The sequence below is a fragment of the Bacillus sp. CD3-5 genome, assembly GCF_006349665.1.
Taxonomy (GTDB): Bacteria; Bacillota; Bacilli; order Bacillales; family Bacillaceae_G; genus Bacillus_A; species Bacillus_A paranthracis.
Genome location: NZ_VEPX01000001.1, coordinates 74,716 through 94,112, shown reverse-complemented (window position 1 = coordinate 94,112; position 19,397 = coordinate 74,716). Strand labels below are relative to the sequence as shown.

At 33.1% G+C, this 19,397-nt stretch carries 26 protein-coding genes and 1 pseudogene; 9 read left to right on the top strand and 18 right to left on the bottom strand.

Going from position 1 to position 19,397, the window contains the following annotated elements; genetic code table 11:
* Positions 1–27: 27 nt before the first annotated feature.
* Positions 28–309, bottom strand: a complete 282-nt coding sequence (locus FH036_RS00490) for a MazG nucleotide pyrophosphohydrolase domain-containing protein (RefSeq protein WP_001028119.1) — start codon at positions 307–309, stop codon at positions 28–30.
* Positions 310–425: 116 nt separating this feature from the next.
* Between FH036_RS00490 and FH036_RS00485 the strand changes: the two genes are divergently transcribed.
* Positions 426–566: a DUF3784 domain-containing protein gene (locus tag FH036_RS00485; RefSeq protein ID WP_139303960.1), complete on the top strand. Its 141-nt coding sequence runs from the start codon at positions 426–428 to the stop codon at positions 564–566.
* 132 nt (positions 567–698) lie between these two features.
* Positions 699–866: pseudogene (locus FH036_RS00480) on the top strand (DUF3784 domain-containing protein); the annotation flags it as partial.
* A 29-nt stretch (positions 867–895) separates the two neighbouring features.
* On the opposite strand, the gene FH036_RS00475 reads toward FH036_RS00480, so the two are convergent.
* Complete coding sequence (locus FH036_RS00475; protein ID WP_000397700.1) at positions 896–1,177, bottom strand: hypothetical protein; 282 nt, start codon at positions 1,175–1,177, stop codon at positions 896–898.
* Between the two features lie 132 nt (positions 1,178–1,309).
* On the opposite strand from FH036_RS00475, the gene FH036_RS00470 reads away from it, so the two are divergent.
* A complete protein-coding gene (locus FH036_RS00470) occupies positions 1,310–1,504 on the top strand; it encodes a hypothetical protein (RefSeq protein ID WP_000819652.1) in 195 nt (64 codons plus the stop codon).
* Positions 1,505–1,615: 111 nt separating this feature from the next.
* A complete protein-coding gene (locus tag FH036_RS00465) occupies positions 1,616–2,653 on the top strand; it encodes a serine hydrolase domain-containing protein (protein WP_138321474.1) in 1,038 nt (345 codons plus the stop codon).
* Between the two features lie 36 nt (positions 2,654–2,689).
* Here FH036_RS00465 and FH036_RS00460 read toward each other — a convergent pair whose 3' ends face one another.
* The 5 genes from FH036_RS00460 to yeiL all read right to left on the bottom strand — a co-directional run bounded on the left by FH036_RS00460 (position 2,690) and on the right by yeiL (position 6,323).
* Positions 2,690–2,938 (bottom strand): hypothetical protein, encoded by a 249-nt coding sequence (locus FH036_RS00460; protein ID WP_000666950.1) that lies wholly within the window; start codon positions 2,936–2,938, stop codon positions 2,690–2,692.
* Between the two features lie 265 nt (positions 2,939–3,203).
* On the bottom strand, positions 3,204–4,292 hold the full coding sequence (locus tag FH036_RS00455) for a flavin-containing monooxygenase (RefSeq protein ID WP_373995676.1): 1,089 nt from the start codon (positions 4,290–4,292) through the stop codon (positions 3,204–3,206).
* 111 nt (positions 4,293–4,403) lie between these two features.
* On the bottom strand, positions 4,404–4,742 hold the full coding sequence (locus FH036_RS00450) for a DUF4064 domain-containing protein (protein ID WP_042512333.1): 339 nt from the start codon (positions 4,740–4,742) through the stop codon (positions 4,404–4,406).
* Positions 4,743–4,769: 27 nt separating this feature from the next.
* Positions 4,770–5,282 (bottom strand): DUF4352 domain-containing protein, encoded by a 513-nt coding sequence (locus tag FH036_RS00445; RefSeq protein ID WP_044793273.1) that lies wholly within the window; start codon positions 5,280–5,282, stop codon positions 4,770–4,772.
* Between the two features lie 348 nt (positions 5,283–5,630).
* Complete coding sequence (gene yeiL, locus FH036_RS00440; RefSeq protein ID WP_138321468.1) at positions 5,631–6,323, bottom strand: transcriptional regulator YeiL; 693 nt, start codon at positions 6,321–6,323, stop codon at positions 5,631–5,633.
* A 109-nt stretch (positions 6,324–6,432) separates the two neighbouring features.
* Here yeiL and FH036_RS00435 point away from each other — a divergent pair, with 109 nt between their 5' ends.
* The 3 genes from FH036_RS00435 (at position 6,433) to FH036_RS00425 (ending at position 7,941) form a co-directional block, all read left to right on the top strand.
* Positions 6,433–6,879 (top strand): DMT family transporter, encoded by a 447-nt coding sequence (locus FH036_RS00435; protein WP_071722816.1) that lies wholly within the window; start codon positions 6,433–6,435, stop codon positions 6,877–6,879.
* Between the two features lie 13 nt (positions 6,880–6,892).
* A complete protein-coding gene (locus FH036_RS00430) occupies positions 6,893–7,357 on the top strand; it encodes a DMT family transporter (protein ID WP_044793279.1) in 465 nt (154 codons plus the stop codon).
* Between the two features lie 89 nt (positions 7,358–7,446).
* A complete protein-coding gene (locus tag FH036_RS00425) occupies positions 7,447–7,941 on the top strand; it encodes a hypothetical protein (protein WP_139895146.1) in 495 nt (164 codons plus the stop codon).
* Between the two features lie 40 nt (positions 7,942–7,981).
* On the opposite strand, the gene aiiA is transcribed toward FH036_RS00425, so the two are convergent.
* The 4 genes from aiiA to FH036_RS00405 form a co-directional block, all read right to left on the bottom strand.
* Positions 7,982–8,734: a quorum-quenching N-acyl homoserine lactonase AiiA gene (gene aiiA, locus FH036_RS00420; protein ID WP_138321466.1), complete on the bottom strand. Its 753-nt coding sequence runs from the start codon at positions 8,732–8,734 to the stop codon at positions 7,982–7,984.
* 333 nt (positions 8,735–9,067) lie between these two features.
* A complete protein-coding gene (locus tag FH036_RS00415) occupies positions 9,068–9,931 on the bottom strand; it encodes a DUF4097 family beta strand repeat-containing protein (protein WP_138321464.1) in 864 nt (287 codons plus the stop codon).
* Positions 9,921–10,484, bottom strand: coding sequence for an HAAS signaling domain-containing protein (locus tag FH036_RS00410; protein WP_139895145.1), 564 nt, complete (start codon positions 10,482–10,484; stop codon positions 9,921–9,923). The genes FH036_RS00415 and FH036_RS00410 overlap by 11 nt, the downstream gene beginning before the upstream one ends.
* The gene (locus FH036_RS00405) at positions 10,471–10,800 is read right to left on the bottom strand and encodes a PadR family transcriptional regulator (protein ID WP_001969260.1); all 330 of its coding nucleotides are present in this window, start codon (positions 10,798–10,800) and stop codon (positions 10,471–10,473) included. The genes FH036_RS00410 and FH036_RS00405 overlap by 14 nt, the downstream gene beginning before the upstream one ends.
* Positions 10,801–11,110: 310 nt before the next feature.
* Here FH036_RS00405 and FH036_RS00400 point away from each other — a divergent pair, with 310 nt between their 5' ends.
* Positions 11,111–12,130: a zinc-binding alcohol dehydrogenase family protein gene (locus FH036_RS00400; protein WP_070806596.1), complete on the top strand. Its 1,020-nt coding sequence runs from the start codon at positions 11,111–11,113 to the stop codon at positions 12,128–12,130.
* 48 nt (positions 12,131–12,178) lie between these two features.
* Here FH036_RS00400 and FH036_RS00395 read toward each other — a convergent pair whose 3' ends face one another.
* Both FH036_RS00395 and FH036_RS00390 read right to left on the bottom strand, forming a co-directional pair.
* The gene (locus FH036_RS00395; protein WP_139895144.1) at positions 12,179–13,570 is read right to left on the bottom strand and encodes an amino acid permease; all 1,392 of its coding nucleotides are present in this window, start codon (positions 13,568–13,570) and stop codon (positions 12,179–12,181) included.
* A gap of 580 nt (positions 13,571–14,150) precedes the next feature.
* Complete coding sequence (locus tag FH036_RS00390; RefSeq protein WP_139895143.1) at positions 14,151–15,350, bottom strand: multidrug effflux MFS transporter; 1,200 nt, start codon at positions 15,348–15,350, stop codon at positions 14,151–14,153.
* A gap of 364 nt (positions 15,351–15,714) precedes the next feature.
* On the opposite strand from FH036_RS00390, the gene FH036_RS00385 reads away from it, so the two are divergent.
* Complete coding sequence (locus FH036_RS00385) at positions 15,715–16,281, top strand: DUF5823 family protein (RefSeq protein WP_139895142.1); 567 nt, start codon at positions 15,715–15,717, stop codon at positions 16,279–16,281.
* 43 nt (positions 16,282–16,324) lie between these two features.
* Here FH036_RS00385 and FH036_RS00380 read toward each other — a convergent pair whose 3' ends face one another.
* The 5 genes from FH036_RS00380 to FH036_RS00360 all read right to left on the bottom strand — a co-directional run bounded on the left by FH036_RS00380 (position 16,325) and on the right by FH036_RS00360 (position 19,292).
* A complete protein-coding gene (locus FH036_RS00380; RefSeq protein ID WP_000390460.1) occupies positions 16,325–16,549 on the bottom strand; it encodes a hemolysin XhlA family protein in 225 nt (74 codons plus the stop codon).
* A 318-nt stretch (positions 16,550–16,867) separates the two neighbouring features.
* A complete protein-coding gene (locus FH036_RS00375; RefSeq protein ID WP_044793288.1) occupies positions 16,868–17,146 on the bottom strand; it encodes a hypothetical protein in 279 nt (92 codons plus the stop codon).
* A 390-nt stretch (positions 17,147–17,536) separates the two neighbouring features.
* On the bottom strand, positions 17,537–17,884 hold the full coding sequence (locus tag FH036_RS00370) for a hypothetical protein (RefSeq protein ID WP_139895141.1): 348 nt from the start codon (positions 17,882–17,884) through the stop codon (positions 17,537–17,539).
* 379 nt (positions 17,885–18,263) lie between these two features.
* Positions 18,264–18,926, bottom strand: a complete 663-nt coding sequence (gene bshB2, locus FH036_RS00365; protein WP_044793291.1) for a bacillithiol biosynthesis deacetylase BshB2 — start codon at positions 18,924–18,926, stop codon at positions 18,264–18,266.
* Between the two features lie 15 nt (positions 18,927–18,941).
* Positions 18,942–19,292, bottom strand: coding sequence for a YojF family protein (locus FH036_RS00360; protein WP_000407042.1), 351 nt, complete (start codon positions 19,290–19,292; stop codon positions 18,942–18,944).
* Between the last annotated feature and the right edge of the window lie 105 nt (positions 19,293–19,397).

Below are 19,397 nucleotides of genomic sequence, written 5' to 3'. Positions count from 1 at the left end.
CCCCATCTTTACACATTAATACTCCACTTACCATTCACGTTTTTTATTTATCCTCATTTTTTCTTCAAATGCTTTCTCCAAATCAATTTCTAACTTATTTGCTAAATCACATACATTCCAAATGACATCAAACATTTCTAAACCAATCTCTCTTTTCGAATCTTGTATTTTATCACGCTTTAATATAACTTCCGCTAATTCACCTAATTCCGCCATTATATACATTGCACGTTCTTCAATTGTAGTATCTTGAAATCCTTTTTCTTTACTGAAATTTAATACATATCTCTGGAATTCCACAATATTCATACTTAATCCCCCTTCATAATAAATACTCCGTTTTTCTATTACACTTAAATCTATTTTGTTAAATTATAACATTCATACTATAATTTATTTATAACTCTTTAACGGAGGTGTTTTCAATGACTCTCTTCGCTTCTCCATCATTATTCATACTTGCAATCATTTCATTTGCACTAGCTTATTTCATCGGAGTAAAACAATACACTTGGCTCTTATCAGGATTCAATGAACGCCGTGTACCAGATAAAGTGAAACTTTAATCAGTGGGGGGTCTTTATCCCCCACTGATTATTAGTTGAACCAATCGGGCTTTTATGGGCAGTTGATCTCCCACCTAACTTCTTTGCTTTCGCTGAATTTTGAGGTGGGGGTCTTACTGCCCATTAAAGCGGGATAAAGTGAAGTTATCAAAAATAGTTGGTCTTTATAATTTAATTGCCGGTGCTATTGCCACAATTGGTAGTGTCTTCACTACTCCTAATGTCAAAATCTTAGTTCCTATCATTATAATTGGACACGTTATAATCGCTGCTTATGTAAACACACGTATGGTGCATTGAAAAAAGATCACCCAAATGGATGATCTTTTTTATAATTTATCAACATACTGCTTCGCTTCTAATAAGGAAAAACCAAAAGCTTCTCTTACTCTCTTAACTGCTGTAACTGTTTTTCCTTCTTCCATAAGCTGGCGCAACTCTTTATTAATCTCAGGTTCTCTATCTACAATTCCCATTTCTTTCGTAATTAGCTGTAATCTATCTTCCATCCTCTTTAAACGTGCATCCGTCTTCTTTTCAATTTTATTTAACTTTTCAACGATATAAATAAACCCAAAGATCGCTATCGGTATGATCATCCAAAATTCCATGACTATTCCTCCTCACTAGCTTTCATTTGTTTTATTTAACTAACTTATGTAAATTTTACCACGAAACACATTTAATGTATAATAGTAATATACAACACTTTTGATAAACCTTTTATTTCAGGGGGACACTTAATGAAAAGATTTTTAAATACGCTACTACAATTTGTAGTTCTTTCAATTGCACTACATGTATTATTTGATATCGTTGGCTGGCTTGTTTTCAATGCGCCAATTCAAAACAAAGTAAGCATTATTTCCTTTATTACAGCCTCATGGCTTATGTACATGTACCGCGATAAATTTTTTAAAGCATTCACTTCGAATTAACTAAAAAACTTCATCTTTGATCGATGAAGTTTTTTCTTTTTCTCTCATTCTCTCTATTTACTACCGTATAATAGAACTAACATTCTGTCTTTTTTGAAGAAAGGAGTCACTATGAAATTAAAAAGTAACAATATATACGAAAAAATGCACCAATATTCCGTTGCAGGTTTAAGTCTTGCTATTATACGCGACGGCAAACTAGATGAAACAGCTGCTTTCGGAACGCTTGAATCCGGAACTAATAGAACTGTCACTATAGATTCCATATTCAATTCTTGTTCTATTAGTAAATTTATCACCACAATTCTCGTACTAACATTATCCGATCTCAAAATCGTACATTTAGACGAAGACGTTAATGATAGACTCACATCTTGGAACATCCCTACTAATCTATTTACTTCACAGAAAAAAGTCACATTGCGAAACTTGTTAAGTCACCAATCTGGAATCATTGATCCTCCTAATAGCTTTGAACATTATCTACTTGCACAAGGGCAACCAAACATGTCTGAACTCCTTGCCGGTAAAACATTATATTGCTCCGTACCTATTGAAGTAACTTATAAACCAGAAAGCGAATTTCACTACTCGGATGCAAACTTTTGTATAATCGAAATACTACTTGAAGATATAACTGGAAAGCCATTCAACCTTTTACTAGAAGAATATATATTTCAACCACTGCAAATGAAGAATAGTACAATCTTCTCTCCTGAAGACATAGATAAAATCGATGCTTTTGCTTGCGGACATAATAAAGATGGCACCGTTACAAATGAGAAGTATCCATTTTATCCATTCGCAGCTGCTTCAGGTATTTGGACAACACCAACTGACTTATCAGCTTTAGTTATTGAAATCATTCATTCCTTACAAGGAAAAGGCAAACTAAAACTTTCTCAAAAAACAGTACAAGATATGATTTCTCCTCAAGGTTGCTCAAAATGGACGGGACTAGGTGTTTTTCTGGATGATTCAAATGAAGACTTACAAATATATTCACTCGGATGGGGCGTGGGATTTCAATGTATGCTCGTATGCTATCCATACCGAGGTAATGGTACTATTATAATGACGAACGCTGACTTAGGTGTTCATCAAATGGAAGGGATTATTGGTGACGTTTTAAAAACGTTATCGTTATAATGAAAAAGAAAGAAGCTGTTCCTTTCAGCTTCTTTCTTATATAACATTTTTCGCAACAATTTTTATATGTTCTGGTGCGATAATCTCCGTTATACTTTCTTGGAAATCTTCATGTAACATTTCTTCAATATGTTCTAGCTGCACTTCAACATGTGTGCATTCTAAAGTATGTATATTTAATAGTGCATAATGATCTTTTTTCTTAATTACTAAATATTGATTTTCCTCTGTTACTAGTACAGAACCTAATCGTACTCCTAGTAGGCGTTGATCATCAAACTTCACAACCATTCCCCCTTACTTTATATGTAATAAAATAACATTTTATGTAATCTACTCTTTATAAACTATATCATAATTTATTAAAATATAAATATCATATTTCTTTTTCCTAAAAACCCCTATTCTTTTATATATTTCGATACAAAAAACTTTCTCAACATAAAATTAGAATTTTCAGTTTTTATTCTTTTGAAAATCAATTATAATAAAGTTAATAAATGTTTGACCTCTCCTAATTCATGTACATATGGATGATCAGTAGTCGCTGCTACTGATCTATTTTTTTGATTTCAGAAAGTACATACGCCGCATCCTTTCCTACACCACAAATAAGTGCAGAACCTCTTTGAGACTGCCATGGCAAGCCGATATAATACAATCCTCCTACTGGACTTATCCCCTTTACATGATTGGGAAGTCCATTCTCATTCACTGCCTTTTCAATTTCAATCCATTTATAATTCTGAATAAAACCTGTTGACCATATAATACTTTCTGCACTATATGTTTCACCGTTCTGAAACATAATGTTATTTTCTGATGCACTTACTACTTTTTCCTGTAGTTGTATTGCTCCATTACGAATGAGTTCCTTACCTTCAAATCCAAAAATAGGATCTTTTCTTTTCTGAAACCATTTCCCCCTCTTGGTACTAACTTCAGCATACAATAAACCTAATTTTTCTAACCAATTGAAAATGCTTCTTCTAAAAAGATGTAACGGTAAAAACGTTAAAGGATGACTAATAGACATTGTAACTTCATGAGTTTTTGCAAGTTCTACTGCAATTTGCATTCCTGAATTCCCACCACCTACTACTAGTACTTTCCCCTTAGGAATTTGTGATGGTGATTTATATTGTGATGAATGTATTTGAAAAACATGCGATGAAAGATGTTGTGAAAATGAGGGGATGTACGGTCGCTGAAAGCCACCTGTTGCGATAACAACCTTTTTTGATTGTAAAATTTCTTTAGGAGTATGTAATTCGAATATATCTTTTTCTTTCTTTATTTTAAAAACTTCGGTTTGCAATTGGATCGGTAATTTAAAACGCCTTGCATATTCTTCTAAATACGTTGCCATTTCATCTTTACATGGAAATCCCTTTCCTTCTCCTTTTACTACCATACCTGGTAAACTACTATATTCTCTCGGTGTGAAGAGCTGTAAAGAATCATATCTGTTTCTCCATGAATCACCCACTCTGTTCCCTGCCTCAAGTATTAAAAAATTATATCCTTCTTGCTTCAAGTAATATCCCATTGTTAATCCAGCTTGACCCGCTCCAACTATTAATACATCTAACAATGCTTCATTCTCCTTTCTAAAACAAACATATGAATATACACTCATGCATTTTTCTTCATCATACAATTTATTTTTCTGTAAATCTACTACTATACTTCTTGTTTATAACAAAAAACACGCCAGAATTTAATTACTAGCGTGTTTCTAAACTTTATATTATTCTACAGTCTTAGGTTTACGGAAAATCCCCATTAGACCAGCGATTAATAATAAAATACCTGGTAGTAAATATACAACCGAAATACAAATAAATCCACCGATTGCTGCGATTGTCATCATGATTCCCGCTGCTTTCGCTTTACTCTTTACCATAGCAGCTCCAACAATTCCTAGGATAGAAAGAAATACCGCTCCCCATCCTAGTCCAATAATTTCATTTGCTCCTTCTGCTTCAAGTGCAGCACCCATGCCACCAATTAATAGTGGAATAAATGAACAGAGCACTCCAAAAATACCACCAATAAGACCTAATACAAATTCAGTCGTTCTTTTCATCTTTCAAACTTCCTTATATACCAATTATTATTTTACTTGAAAATCAATTTTTACAGACTTTTCATCTAATGTGAAACTTGGCTTATATGTTCCAGTATATTTGTCTGCTTCTGCAACATCATAATACATTTTCCCAGTAATTTGGTTTCCTGCTGCAATATTTTCATTCATAAAGCTATTATCCATACCGAAGTATTCTTTAAACTGATTTCCCGCTCCATCAGCAAGCTTTAATTCTTCAGCTCCAAAGTACATTTCTTTTTTTCCGTTGTTTTTCGCTGAGAATTGAATCTCTAACACTTTTCCTTTTTCAGGAGCAGTATATTCATTTGGTTCAACAAAGTTGGCAGAAGTAAATGTAAGTTGTAGTCCATTTACTTCAAATGTATCCCCAATTGCAAATACTTTATTACTTTCTTCCTTCTTTTGCTCCTGTTTTGCAGAGCTATCCTTTTTAACTTCTTTTACTTCTGTATCTCCACATGCTGTTAATCCAGCTGTTAAAAGAATACCAGTAACAATTGCAACGAACTTTTTCATGCTTATTCCTCCTAAATATATGTAAAAGTAATCCATTCTAAAAAGATATTTTTAAGTTCTTATGACCTTATTAGAAGAACCTTAAACAATATTAAGGGAACTGGCAATCCATTTCAACGACAAATTTTTTCCAATTTCATTTCGTTTTTCCAAAACAAAAAGAGCTTATAAATTAGGAGGGCACTGAAAAACTCCACTTCATAAGAAAAAGGATCCCATCACCTACTATATAAAAGTGACGGGATCCTTTTTGATTTCAACATATTGATAAAACGCGTGTTGCTTTTTCAAAGTAATCACTTTTTCAGTGGCCTCTAAATTAGGAAGCTCTTTTTCAATACATCTCATTTATTTATAAACATCTGCCGCCAATTCCCTCAAAACATCCAAGTTTACAACTTCAAAGCATCCATTGTTTTTCTTTATAATCTCTTTATCACAAAAAATATTTAATGTACGTAATAGATGCCGATAACTCGTTCCTAACAATTCAGCTGTTTCCGTTAAATTCCCACTAAACACGATTCGATTTCCGTGCTGCACCGCTCGTTCCCCTGCTGCTAATATGTAACTCGCAAGTCTGTTTTCAAGTGGATATAGTAAATTAATGGTACTATTTTTTGAAAGTCGGTTTAATTTATGTGCTAACGATCCGCAAATACATCGTAAAAATTTCGCATCATGAAATAGTTGATTTCTCACTTTTCCTAAAGGTAAACCAACACAATATGAATCTGCCATTACTTGTACGTTTGAAGCAGTCTTTTGAGAATGAATTAACTCCACATCTCCTAACAGCTGCAAACTATCATAAAAGCATAATAATACAGATTTACCGTTACTTAATGTATTAAATGCCTTCGCTTTTCCTTCAACGAAAAAATATAAATAATCTATCTCTTCATTTTCTCTGCAAATAAACTCATTCTTTTTAAAAAATATAAGTTCCATATACGGATTCATATCATTACTAAAAAAAGAGTCAATATTATTTTGTTTCATATACTCTGCTAATTTAATAGAATTACATACTTTCTTCATAGTTCCCCCGCCTTTACAACTCATCCCCATTGTAATCAAAATTTTCTTCTTCCACTATGACATATGTCATAGTAATACACAATTTCAGCATGATACAGTCATTACAAATATGAAATATAAAGGGGATATTACATTGTATAACTTTCTTTCTGTCTTTATTGGTGTGCTCATCGCCGTTATGCTTCCATTGAATGGGATTTTATCTGAGTTAATTGGCAAGTACACAGCGAGCGTTGTCATTCACCTTGTCGGTTTAATTGCAGTTATTTTCGTTTTAATCATAAACAAACATAAAATCCATTTTGATAAAAGCATTCCATTTTTTTTATATAGCGCTGGAGCGATTGGAGTATTCACTGTTCTTTTTAACAATATAAGTTTCTCCGTCCTTGGTGCCTCTATTACGATCGCATTAAGTTTACTCGGTCAATCTATTGCTTCCATCGTTATTGATCATTTCGGCTTATTAGGAATGAAAGTTGCAAAGTTTGAAAAGAAAAAACTAATTGGATTATGTTTCATCTCTTCTGGAATTATAATCATGACAATTTATTAATGGAGGCAAAAAAATGTTATATATTACAATCGCTATTTTAGCTGGTGTTTCTATCGTTGTTGCTAGAATTATTAACGCAAATTTAGCAGCGAAAATCGGCAATTGGGAAGGTACGTTTTTTAATTATATTACTGGATTATTTTTCTCTATATTATTTTTAATTTTCAGTTCAGATTCAATGTACATTCCTAGTCATACGTTGCAATCTATACCTATCGCTGTATATTTAGGCGGATTAGTAGGCGTTATTGTCATTTCATTATCCAACTATATTACCCCTAAAATATCAGCATTTTATTTAACGTTACTTATCTTTATCGGACAATTATTTGCAGGAACTATCATTGATTTCTTCCTAACAAATGAACTCTCAACTGGAAAGATTATCGGAGGTGTTTTCGTATTAATTGGGCTTACTTACAATTTACTCGTTGATCGTCCAATAAAAACAGTGAAACATAACCACGTTCAACTATAATACTTTATGCTTACCTATCATATATTAATAGAAAAGCTCTTCATACGAAGTAATAGAGAGGAGAATATTCTATTAAGAAAATTATTTTACTGCTTTGTAGCACATTGATTATTTGTGGGATCATATGGTTTGTAAACTCTGGAAAATCTATTCAAGATTTGTATACAGCAAATAAGCCAAAGAAAAAAGCTACTATTATTTCCACTCAAAGAGATCCAAATGAGCCCCCTGTCTTTTTAGGAAAACAGGAAATAAAAGATATACATGTCGAATCCATTAAAACAAAAAAGGATATCTTCCTCACAAAAACAGATGAATTAAAAACATTCATTAACAGTATGGATACCGCAAAAAAAGGAAAATTAACATTAGATGAAGAAGGGTCAGATTTAATAGATTGTGACATGTGGATTACATTTAAGGATGGAACTTATAAAAAATATTTCATATGGGTAGTTGACCATCACAGTAACGAAGTGATGATTGCTCAGCAAGATACTCCTGATGATGTAAACCTTACGTACTATCAATTAAATGAAGATAGTTCTAAAAAAGTATATAACTTATTTAAAGAAATTATTTAAACGAAAAAGTCATGAGTGAATAAGCTCATGACTTTTTGCACTATATATATTCAGGGAACACTTTACATCCCTTTTCCTGTTCTATATCATGTCCAAAGAAAACAATCGGTTTCTCTTTCATCACAACTTCTTTTAAACGTTTAATTGAAGATAAGGCTAATTCCGAATCAAATCCCGCAAACGGTACTTCATCTTCAAAATTCTCTTTCGTATAAGATGCATCAATCGTTAATAATACAGGACCGGATTTTTCCGTCTCAATTAATAATGACTGATGCCCTGGAGAATGTCCTGGTGTATACAATAACCGAACACCAGGTACCACTTCATAATCACCTTCAATAATTTTGTAGTTTAAATCTGGTAGTATGCACTCTTTCAAATATTCCTCTCTATGCTGCGCTGCCTCATATTCAGCACGTTGTATAATGATTGGCGTATTCAAAAAAGCACCATTTCCTCCTGCATGATCAAAATGCAAGTGCGAACTAATAATATATAGGAGATCATCTGGCTCATACCCTGCACGTTTTAAAATAGTTACAATTCTATCTTCTTCAGTCATTTTCGGTAAAATCTGTCCTTCTGCAAATGTACCGTTAAAAAGCCCTTCATTATTAACTGCACTTTCTGGCATACCTGTGTCTACTAAAATAGGACCTTCTTCCGTCTCCAAAAGATAACACCAAACCGGCAAGTTTAATAGTTTTCCCGGTGTTAACGCACTGTTAACAGACGAATGATCCAACATACAACGACCTGCTGGGATGAAATAAAGTTTCTTTACTGTCATTATGTATCCACCTTTACATTTAGTTTTGGATAAAGTTCACAGTAAAAAATTCCTCCTGTTAGAAATAAACTCCTTCTCTTCCTTCACTGTTTCAATTATTATTTTTGAGTCATTCACAAATTCTCCTTACACTTTTAATTACTATTCATTATTTCTCTAAGAATCCAGAGTAATAAATCAACTGTTTGTATTTTGTAATACGAAAAAGATACACACTTAAACGAATGTTACAAATAAAAGAACCGACTACCTATACGTCGAGAAAAGGAGTCGGTTCTTTTATTTATTATTGCTCTTTATGTGTGGGGAGCTGAGATGATAAAAGATAATATACTATTGTTTTTCCACTGTAATATTTCCGTTATGTGTATTTAATTTAATTACATTTTCTCCTTTTCCAATAACCGTATTTCCATTATATTTATCAAGTATATTCGCTCTGCCATTGTCAACAGAAACATTAAATTGAACATTAGTTGGTTCTTTTTCAGTTTCAATATTAATTTTTCCATTGTGAGTCGTAAAATTGAGATTTCGATCCAGTTCATTCGTTTTCAGAGTAAGACTTCCATTTTTAGTTTGCCCCTCTATTTCACCTTCAACATGGTCTAGCATTATTCGTCCGTTGTTCGATTTCACATGAATATTTTGTGCCAATACATCTTTGAAATCCATAATTCCATTGTTTGTTTCCGCGATAATTTTTGGCGAATTGATTTCTCTTAATTCAACACGTCCATTGCTTGTATTGATATTAAAATTTGTTGCGTTTAGTTTTTTAGCAGAAACATAGCCATTATTATTGGAAACTTTTAATGATTCATATTGTTTTTCGGGTAGATACACATTTAATGTTAATGGCGCCCACACTTCAGAAATATTAAAGTTGAACCAACTCTGTTGTTTTTCTTTATAAGAAATAAGAAGCGTTGAATCTTTCTCATCCGTAGCTAATTCCCTTTTTACATTAGGATTAACTTCGCCATCTAATTTTACTTTCACGTTACTACCTGTTGTAGGGTTGATGTTAACACGAACGTTATTCGTGTCGATAATGACGCTTGACACATTATTATTAATGACCTTTTCTTCTGAAATTGGTACCGCAGCAATTGAACGATAAGTGAATAAACTTCCGATAATACCAATAATGAAAATAATACCTGCAATGATTGAGAAACTCTTCTTATTTATCATGCTTCAAACCACCTTTTACTAGTGCTATATTGAACTTTAAATAACGAACAAATCCTTTCGTTGCTAGCTTCGTTAAAAATAACATAGCAATAACAATGAAATATCCAATTCCACAAAGTGCTAAAGAAACAAAAAGATTAAATAGCAAGAATGAATTTGGATGTATAATAGCATCAACTAAAACAAGTAATGGTGCCCCTAAAAATGAGATACCGAGAACCCATCCTGAAAAAATCAATGCCGCTAATGTGATTGCAGGTGCAAGTACGATTAACAAATTGAAAAAACCTAATCCAATTACTGCCCAAATTGCACGGAAAACATTTCCTGTTGTTGCACTTGTTGTTACTTTCTCAATATGATAATCTGCTAATAGCTCTTTGGCGATTTGAGCTGGAGAACCTAATGAAGTTGCAATTTCTTCTTCGCTCTTCCCTTCCTCTAAGCCGAAAGTAAAATGTTCTTCATAATCTTTTAAAATATCTGCACGCTCTTTATCAGATAATCTTTTTAGAGATACATTTAATTGTTGCAAAAATTTATCTTTCGTCATTACGTACACCTTCTTTAATTAATTGATTGACACCTTGTGAGAACTCATTCCATTCCTCCAAAAGTTGATACAAATACGTTCTACCTTTATCCGTTAGTGTATAATACTTTCTTGAAGGACCCTCTGAAGACTCCTGTAAGTACGTGGTAAAATATTCTTCCTTAGTTAACCTTCGAAGAAGAGGATAAACAGACCCTTCTGATATTTCAATTCGATTAGAAATATTTCGAACTAATTCATATCCATAACGGTCTTGCTTATCCAGTAAGACAAGAACACAAAGTTCCAAAACTCCTTTTTTAAATTGTACATTCAATATTCATTCACCCTATTCTAATTAATATCCACTACTATTTATTATTTAGTACTGTTTTATAATAAGTAACCACAAGTATAATATAACACTCGGTATTGTTCATTGCAAGGTACAATGGAAAAATAAGTATAACTTTCATCCGACGCCTATAAAATCAAAACGATGGCGGATCCTCTCCAGTTACACGGTACTACATGATGCTGAAACAGGCCTTTTACAAAATAGAAGGGACTTAACTTTTTTACATAATGACACTCCACCTACTATAATAAAAGAGTAAATGACTCTTACTTTAATGGAGGGAATACAAATGAAAGCAATTGGTTTACATGAATACTTACCTATTGAAGAAGAAAACAGTTTAATTGATATGGAAGTTGAAAGACCTGTTGCTACAGGGAGAGATATACTCGTTAAAATTAACGCTATTTCCGTTAATCCAGTTGATACAAAAGTTCGATCTCCAAAAGAGAAAAAAGAAGAGGTAGCGAAAATACTTGGCTGGGATGCGAGTGGTGTTGTTGTACAAACCGGCGAAAATTGTACGTTATTTAAAGAAGGCGACGAAGTGTTTTACGCTGGAAGCATTACGAGACAAGGTACATATAGTGAATACCACCTCGTTGATGAAAGAATCGTTGGTAAAAAACCAAAAACGTTAAGTGATGCTGAATCTGCAGCACTTCCGTTAACAGCTATTACAGCTTGGGAAGGTTTATTCGAACGTTTAGGTATTGATTATAATAAGAAAGATACGAACTCCTTTAAAAACATTTTAATTATAGGCGGTGCTGGTGGTGTAGGTTCAATTGCCATTCAACTTGCGAAATGGGCCGGACTAAATGTTATCACAACTGCATCCCGCAATGAAACGATACACTGGGTTGAAAAATTCGGTGCCGATTATATCATTAACCATCACCAACCTTTACAAGAACAAATATTAGAGTTCGGGCTAAAAGATGTAGATTATATTTTCTGCCTAAACAATACAGATCAACATTGGCAAGCAATATGTGAACTTATTAAACCACAAGGAAAAATTTGCTCTATCGTAGAAAATGAGCACCCTCTTGAGATGGGCATTTTAAAAAGTAAAAGTGCTACACTCGTTTGGGAGTTTATGTTTACAAAAGCGATGTATGAAACTGGAGACATGATCACGCAGCACGAACTATTAAATAAAGTAAGCGAACTACTAGATGAAGGCATTTTAAAGACTACTTTAAATGAAACATTCACACCAATTAACGCTGAAAACGTAAAGAAAGCACATGCCCTGCTTGAAAGCGGAAGTACAATTGGGAAGATCGTTTTAGAAAAGTTTTAATAGTAAAAAGTCCGATTTCTAAATAAGAAATCGGACTTTTTACTATCTTTATTTACTTGAAATCTCTTGATCATTTTGAACGTCTAACGGAGTTCGCTTCCCTATTCCGAAAGCATAGAAACTAATTGTAACGATAGCTAAGAAAATGATACCTACAATTAATGAAATGCGCGTATCATCGTTAAACCACATTCCGATTAATACCATAATTAAAAAGGCAATTGTTAAATAGTTTGTAACAGGAGCAAATGGCATTTTGAACGGATGATCCTTCATCTCTGCCCCTTTTTCTTTTCTAAAATTAATTTGACTAATTAAAATAACGAACCATGGTACCATACCAGGAAGTACGCTCGCACTATATACATATACGAATAAGTTTTTCGGTGCAATATAACTTAATACAACACCAACCGCTAAACCGATAATTACGCCAACTGTACCGAATAAAGGCACACCATTTCCAGAAAGTTTTGTGAAATATTTCGGCGCTTGTCCATTTACACCTAACGTATAAAGCATACGTCCTGCACTATAAATACCACTATTACAACCAGACATCGCCGCTGTAATAACAACGAAGTTAATCAGTCCAGCTGCTGCCGTAATACCAACCTTCGCAAAAGTTGCTACGAACGGGCTACCAATTGTACTTAATTGATCCCACGGATACACAGTTACAATAACGAAAATAGCACCAATATAGAAGATTAAAATACGCCAAATTGTACTTTGAATCGCTTTTGTAAGTGTCTTCTTCGGATCCTTCGCTTCACCAGCAGTAATACCAATTAATTCCACACCTTGGTATGCACCCACTACAAGTGATAATGCAAAGAAGAAGCCTGAAAAACCACCTGTAAAGAAACCGCCATTTGACCAAAGATTTGATATACCAATCGCTTCTCCGCCGTTACCAATTCCGAAGAAAACAAGTCCAAATCCTGCAATAATCATTAATAGAATCGTAACGATCTTAATCATCGCAAACCAAAATTCAAATTCACCAAATGACTTAACAGAAATTAAGTTAGCTGCGCCAAGAATAACCATTGCGATTACACCTGGTATCCAAGCTGGTAAGTCCGGGAACCAATATTGCATATATGCTCCTACCGCAATAATTTCTGACATCCCAACGATAACCCACTGGAACCAGTTACTCCACGCTGTCATATAACCAGCTAGCGGATGAATATACTTATGACCGAACGTCGCAAATGAACCTGTACTCGGCTCCATATACAACATTTCTCCCATGGCACGCATGATGAAGAAAATAAAAATACCTGCAATCGCATACGCAAGCATGACTGACGGACCTGTCCATTTAATCGTGCTGGCTGATCCCATAAACAAACCAACACCAATTGTTCCGCCTAAAGCAATCATTTGAATATGACGTGCTTCTAAACCTCTTTTCAATTCTTTGTTTGCCACTTCACTTCCCCCTCTTAGATGATTCATAGCCGCATTTTAAAACAAGATGCTTTTCCCTAATTCCTTTCGGCCTTGAAAATGATGAAGCAAACGTCATTTTAAACTAGCTTTAAAGCTATCCTAAAATCGTTTTTTTGCTTCTTATAAAATTCCCAAAACCTTTCATCTTCCAATATTCTATAAATCTTAAAATTACTTACCTTATATTAATTCATTAATCTGAAAAATTCAATTATTTTTTCAATAAATTAATATGCATGATTATGTTTAATTTTTAACTGAATTAACAATAAAATACATCTATTCAATTTGATTCCGGTATAAATATTATTACAATATAAATAACCGAGGAGAGTATTTCTTCCTCGGCTTCACATCTCATGTACTTCAATCTTTATAGTTGATAACGCAATTTCCCACACGTCCGATTTATATACCAACCAGAAATTTAATATATTAATAAACTACTAACTTCTTTAATCCAGCCCAATTTTGAGGCAGGAATCTTGCTGCCTCAAAACAGCGGGATAAAATATAAAAGAGTCTCATTAAAAAATGAGACCCTTTTACCATTTCATATTTAACTCATTTTTGAAGTTTGTTTACCTAAAATAAACACTTTAGTAAACACCATCATGATAACTACTATAGCTAGAAAATAAAGTGGCATCACCAGTAACGAGCCCGTATGAAGTTGACTCATTCCCCAAATTGTTATCGTTACAATTACATAGTACCCTAGGCTAAACAATGCACCCGCTGTACCAATGACATCTTGAAAATCTACTAATGCTAAACTTAAACAGTTAGGTAATGCTACTCCAATTCCTAATAGCAATATAAACATCGCTACTAAAAATCCACCCATATATATTATGTTTGGATTTGATCCAACTGAAGTAATAATAGATAAAGCGACTGCTCCAACTACCATTACAAGACAACCGATATATATAATTCTCGCTGGTTTATTAGTAGCAAGCAATCGTTTTGAAACTTTCGCTCCAATAATAGAAGCAGAAGCAACAACAATTCCTAAAAATCCATACATACTAGGCGATAATTGAAAGTATTCCATAAAGATAAACGGTGCTTCTGCATAATAGCTAAACAAAACACCATTTGCTCCTCCAATTAATAGCCCATATGTTACTACTTTCGGATTTGTAATTAATCTCTTCAATACTGAAAAGACATTTATTTTATTTGTTACTGAGTTCGTTTTTGTTTCTGGAAGAGAAACAAACGTATACAGAAAAATTCCGACACTCATAACTACTAAACTTAAAAATACGATTTTAAATCCAAACATTTGATCAAGAAAGCCACCAATTAACGGTCCTATCGCTGGTGTAAAAGCAATGACTGCCGATATTTGAGCAAACATAACATGCCTCTTATGCCCTTCTACACTTTCACGAAGAATCGTTTGCGTCACAACTGATCCTGCACTTGCTCCAAACGCTTGAATAAAACGACTTACTAATAAAACTTCAATGGAATTTGTAATAAAGCATAAGAAACTCCCAACGCCATATACGACAATTCCAAGTAACATTGCCGGGCGACGGCCAATTATATCTGATAACCATCCAATAAAAAATACACCTAAAGCAAATCCAGCAAAATACACACTAAGCGTTAACTGTACCTCATTATTCCTTACATGTAACGCCTTTGAAATGTCAGGTAAAGACGGTGTGTAAATCGTTTCACTAATTTGCGGAAATGCGACAAGAATGATCATTAACAAAAGTGATGGTACTGAGACTTTTTTCATTTTTCATACCCTCCTATAACTTTGAAAATCTCAGAAATAAAAAGACTTTCCTAAGCTACGGAACAGGAGGGGCCATTATAGAAATTCGATCATAAAACAACAAAGAAAACACCTCAATTACGTATGTTAATACTTATAGGAGGGTAATATTAACATTGATTTTTTAAATATACTTTTTCAATTATATTACATATTGCGTTTCTTTTTCTAGTGTCGAGCCTTGGAGGATTTGTTAAAAAGATAACTTGATGTAGCCACCTTTTTATGGAATAATTAGAAATAGTTTGAATTAACAAATTTAATTATTAAACGATAGACTAGCATAGTTTAATGTCACAAGCTTACAAACAGGAGGACTTTCGTAATGATTGAAATTTTAAGGACAGTAATAAATTTCCTAATCTCTCTATTCTCAGGAGAATTACCAATTGTATATTATGTATGGATTATTAGCCTATTCCTGATTCAAATAATCCAATCTACTCTGAACTACAACTTCTTTAACAAGAAAGACAATTTCAGCACTGATATATCGGAAGGATTACTTGCTTTTATTATTTTATTGTTTGGAGGAATATTAGTATCTAAGTTACTTGCTTACATAATAGACGACCCTACTATTAGTATGACGAATGTAACACATTATTTTGTTTCTCTTATCATATTAACTATATTTGTCTCTATTGGCTTTATTAAAGACTTTTTACAATCATCTATTAGTAATAAAAATGTAGCTCTTTTTGCCATTTTAGTAGTGTCCTTACTATCTAGTATACTGTCATTCAAGTTTTTATCACCTTTCATTGCAGGTTCTTTTACTCTTTCTAAATCTTTTATAACCACTTTAATTATTGTAGTACTCGGGTTAATTGCTCTACTAATTTCTTTAGAGGAAAAATATGCAGATGAAAAAGAAACGGAAAATGTATAGCTTCTCATTTACATAAAAGAAAGAGGGAGCTCTCCTCTTTCTTTTATATCATCCCTTTTAATATCAATCCTAAAACTGACATTATTATCGTACTAATAATAATACGCAAAATCCAAGTTGTGTTTGTACTTATTTTTTCTAATTGCTTATTAATTGTTGCTATGTCTTTCTCATTAATAGTGGTACGCGTTTCTAAAGCACGAATGTCTCTCATAATTTCTTTTTGGTCGGCCTTGAGACTGTCAATTTTAGCATAAACATCTTCCATATATTCACACCCTCTGTTCATCTTAATAGAAAAATCTATATATATTATGAGACAACCCTCTTACCGGTGAATACATTCCGTATATGTGCGCACCAAATTATTTGTACAATCTAATTGAATTACTCACATGTTTCCACTCTTCTATTTATAAATTAGCGTTAAGATACATTAAAATTAGAAAAGGTACCCCTTGTTTATTTAACAACAAACAATGTGCAATCCAACATTCGGAAGCACCTACGATAATTTCTATTATTTTCATATTTACAACTCAATATAATCCGTATGATTTTCTGAAGAATCCACTTTTTGAACTGCTTAAAGTATACTAATATGAATACGAAATAGCTGTATTGATAAACTCTCTAGAACAATAAATATACTGGCGGAAACGGACCTATACCCGATATTTTTTCCAGTAACATGAATGGTTATTTCTAATAAATGCGTTTGTATACCATTGTTTTCAAAAATTTCATCCTCAACCTTTACAATATCTGCTTCACAATCTACTTCTTTAAAAGTTTTCAATAATTTTGTTTCCAATAAACTACAATTAAAGTTTTCATCTTTTATTACGGCAAATTTAACCTTCATATCGATTTCCCCATTTTTAACAAACTAAAATCATTAAATCGATATAAATATATATTATTTTATTAATTAATTCAAAATATATGTTTCTTACAGATTATTATTAAATATCAATTTTAGGGACTGTAAGGCCTTTTAAAGATTTTTATTAAAAATAGAACTTAATCCACCATTAATCACGTGTTTCAAATACGATATCTTTATCTGTTGAACAACCTTATCTCTCCTTAAAAACTCTTGTTTTCACCCTATTTCTTAACAAGGGCTCTAGCCTTAAGTTGTCTTTTCTTTATAAAAAATAGCCTACCTATTTCTGTAGGCGGGCTATATCTTTATTACACCATACAAAAAGTATACTCTCTTCTCCACTCTAACTTTATGTAATGATATAGATTACAAATACACTATTATCTTTTCTATATTCTTATTTTCGGTTATCTTTTCACTTTCACTAGAAACTTGATCTAAATCCATTCGAAATATTTGTTTTGGATTCTCTTTTGAATTCCCTTCAATATGAATTGTACGATCGAACATCTCAGCCGTGAAGCTGCTAGATGTATTTATCATTTTCACTCCATTATTTTCACCTACATAGCGTTCAACTACTTTTTCAGCTTCTTTAAGTTGCTGAGATGTAGGATACGGGATCGATTCCGCTAAAGTGACTACACCTACTAAATAAGTAATATACAAACCACCTGCAATTAAGATAACTTTCTTTACTGTTTTATGAATCATGCTCTAACTCCCTTTTCTTATTTCATTATTAAAATATATAATTTTTATAATTTTTATCAATTTCTTTTTAATACATAACATTCGTTTTACATTTCATAAAAAGCATTTCTCTTACTAATTTTCAATTTGATAACACCATGTTGTTTATCGCTTTTCAATAAATAATTATTATATAACATTATTCATTTGCTGTTTTTGTTTAAAATAATGATAAAACCAAATAACTTTCTTATAAAATTCTTATTCTAGTAAGAAAGTAGCTAAAGCTCTCCTATCTTTTACAAAGGATGACGCTAATGTTGTTAATGGCACAAAAAAGCACCGTCACAAGTGACGGCGCTTTTTCTATGTAAGAGCTACTAGAAGTTTCCCTTCTAGTCTACTCCCATTTATAAGTCCAAAATTGTTCCAGTTGCAGCCATTTTAATGTTGCTGCATCTTTGTTTTTGATTTTTACATGCGTTTCTTCAAGCATCGCTTCTGTTTGCGAACGGTGCGCACCTAGTGCAGCTAATTTATGCTCGAATACTTCACTAATATTATTTACAACATCCGGCTCACCTAGTACAGCTTCGCGATTTTTCGTAATCGCAACCGCATGAATAACTGGACGTTCTTCTTTTGACATACGTGATACAGCGCGAACAACAGCGCGGCCAAATGCATCATGATCTGGATGTACGCCGTGCTCTGGATAAAATGTAATAATCCGAGATGGATTTACTTCTTGAATGATCGCTTCAATTTTATCTGCAACGAAATCAACATCTTCAAATTCTAACGTTTTATCATGGAAACCAAGCATTCTTAAGTCTTGAATCCCCATCGCTTCACATGCATCTTTCAATTCTTTTTTACGGATATTTGGAATCGTTTCACGGTTAGCGAACACGTTTTTCCCCATGTTACGTCCCATTTGTCCTAAAGTACCACACGCATACGTTACAGGTATTCCTTGATCTGTTAATAAGCGAATTGTTCCTCCCGCAGCAAATGCTTCATCATCTGGATGCGGAAATACAACAAGTACATGTCTCTCCATAAGTTTCCCTCCTTCTTACTTAAATGGCGTTAAGCTTAACTCAAGCGCTACTGCTAAACGACCTTGATTATCATGCCCTGCTAGTAATAAACGATCTTTATCGTCTACTTCCCAGTGCGTAATACCTTCAGCATATACCCAGCCGTGATCCATCTTTAAACCAACTCGGTATGGGTTTGTTCCAGTTATTTTCCCGCGCTCAAAGCGAATCATTGCATTTCGAATGAATGCTCCAACTGTCATCATCTTTTCATTAAAGTGTGACGCGTACGCTCCGTTCGTCGTTTCTAAATGAATATATACATCTTTATTTACAAAACGTTCAATTTCATTTTGAATAAGAGAACTATCTTTTACTATTTCCATCGGAATTCACCTCTTTAAACCATTTTACGCAAAAATAATGTAAATTGCTATCTCTATATTAGAGGACAACGCCCACTTTTCCTAATAATTTGCACTGTGTTTCTT

Excerpts from the sequence above, each read along its gene's own strand:
- FH036_RS00450 (WP_042512333.1), bottom strand. The coding sequence starts at position 4,742 with ATGAAAAGAACGACTGAATTTGTATTAGGTCTTATTGGTGGTATTTTT.
- FH036_RS00390 (WP_139895143.1), bottom strand. The coding sequence starts at position 15,350 with ATGAAAAAAGTCTCAGTACCATCACTTTTGTTAATGATCATTCTTGTC.
- FH036_RS00410 (WP_139895145.1), bottom strand. The coding sequence starts at position 10,484 with ATGACGAAAGATAAATTTTTGCAACAATTAAATGTATCTCTAAAAAGA.
- yeiL (WP_138321468.1), bottom strand. The coding sequence starts at position 6,323 with ATGAAGAAAGTATGTAATTCTATTAAATTAGCAGAGTATATGAAACAA.
- FH036_RS00435 (WP_071722816.1), top strand. The coding sequence starts at position 6,433 with ATGAAATATAAAGGGGATATTACATTGTATAACTTTCTTTCTGTCTTT.
- FH036_RS00370 (WP_139895141.1), bottom strand. The coding sequence starts at position 17,884 with ATGATTCATAAAACAGTAAAGAAAGTTATCTTAATTGCAGGTGGTTTG.
- FH036_RS00400 (WP_070806596.1), top strand. The coding sequence starts at position 11,111 with ATGAAAGCAATTGGTTTACATGAATACTTACCTATTGAAGAAGAAAAC.
- FH036_RS00415 (WP_138321464.1), bottom strand. The coding sequence starts at position 9,931 with ATGATAAATAAGAAGAGTTTCTCAATCATTGCAGGTATTATTTTCATT.
- FH036_RS00455 (WP_373995676.1), bottom strand. The coding sequence starts at position 4,292 with ATGAGTGTATATTCATATGTTTGTTTTAGAAAGGAGAATGAAGCATTG.
- FH036_RS00485 (WP_139303960.1), top strand. The coding sequence starts at position 426 with ATGACTCTCTTCGCTTCTCCATCATTATTCATACTTGCAATCATTTCA.
- FH036_RS00375 (WP_044793288.1), bottom strand. The coding sequence starts at position 17,146 with ATGAAGGTTAAATTTGCCGTAATAAAAGATGAAAACTTTAATTGTAGT.
- FH036_RS00470 (WP_000819652.1), top strand. The coding sequence starts at position 1,310 with ATGAAAAGATTTTTAAATACGCTACTACAATTTGTAGTTCTTTCAATT.
- aiiA (WP_138321466.1), bottom strand. The coding sequence starts at position 8,734 with ATGACAGTAAAGAAACTTTATTTCATCCCAGCAGGTCGTTGTATGTTG.
- FH036_RS00490 (WP_001028119.1), bottom strand. The coding sequence starts at position 309 with ATGAATATTGTGGAATTCCAGAGATATGTATTAAATTTCAGTAAAGAA.
- FH036_RS00430 (WP_044793279.1), top strand. The coding sequence starts at position 6,893 with ATGTTATATATTACAATCGCTATTTTAGCTGGTGTTTCTATCGTTGTT.
- FH036_RS00385 (WP_139895142.1), top strand. The coding sequence starts at position 15,715 with ATGATTGAAATTTTAAGGACAGTAATAAATTTCCTAATCTCTCTATTC.
- FH036_RS00380 (WP_000390460.1), bottom strand. The coding sequence starts at position 16,549 with ATGGAAGATGTTTATGCTAAAATTGACAGTCTCAAGGCCGACCAAAAA.
- FH036_RS00465 (WP_138321474.1), top strand. The coding sequence starts at position 1,616 with ATGAAATTAAAAAGTAACAATATATACGAAAAAATGCACCAATATTCC.
- bshB2 (WP_044793291.1), bottom strand. The coding sequence starts at position 18,926 with ATGGAGAGACATGTACTTGTTGTATTTCCGCATCCAGATGATGAAGCA.
- FH036_RS00475 (WP_000397700.1), bottom strand. The coding sequence starts at position 1,177 with ATGGAATTTTGGATGATCATACCGATAGCGATCTTTGGGTTTATTTAT.
- FH036_RS00360 (WP_000407042.1), bottom strand. The coding sequence starts at position 19,292 with ATGGAAATAGTAAAAGATAGTTCTCTTATTCAAAATGAAATTGAACGT.
- FH036_RS00445 (WP_044793273.1), bottom strand. The coding sequence starts at position 5,282 with ATGAAAAAGTTCGTTGCAATTGTTACTGGTATTCTTTTAACAGCTGGA.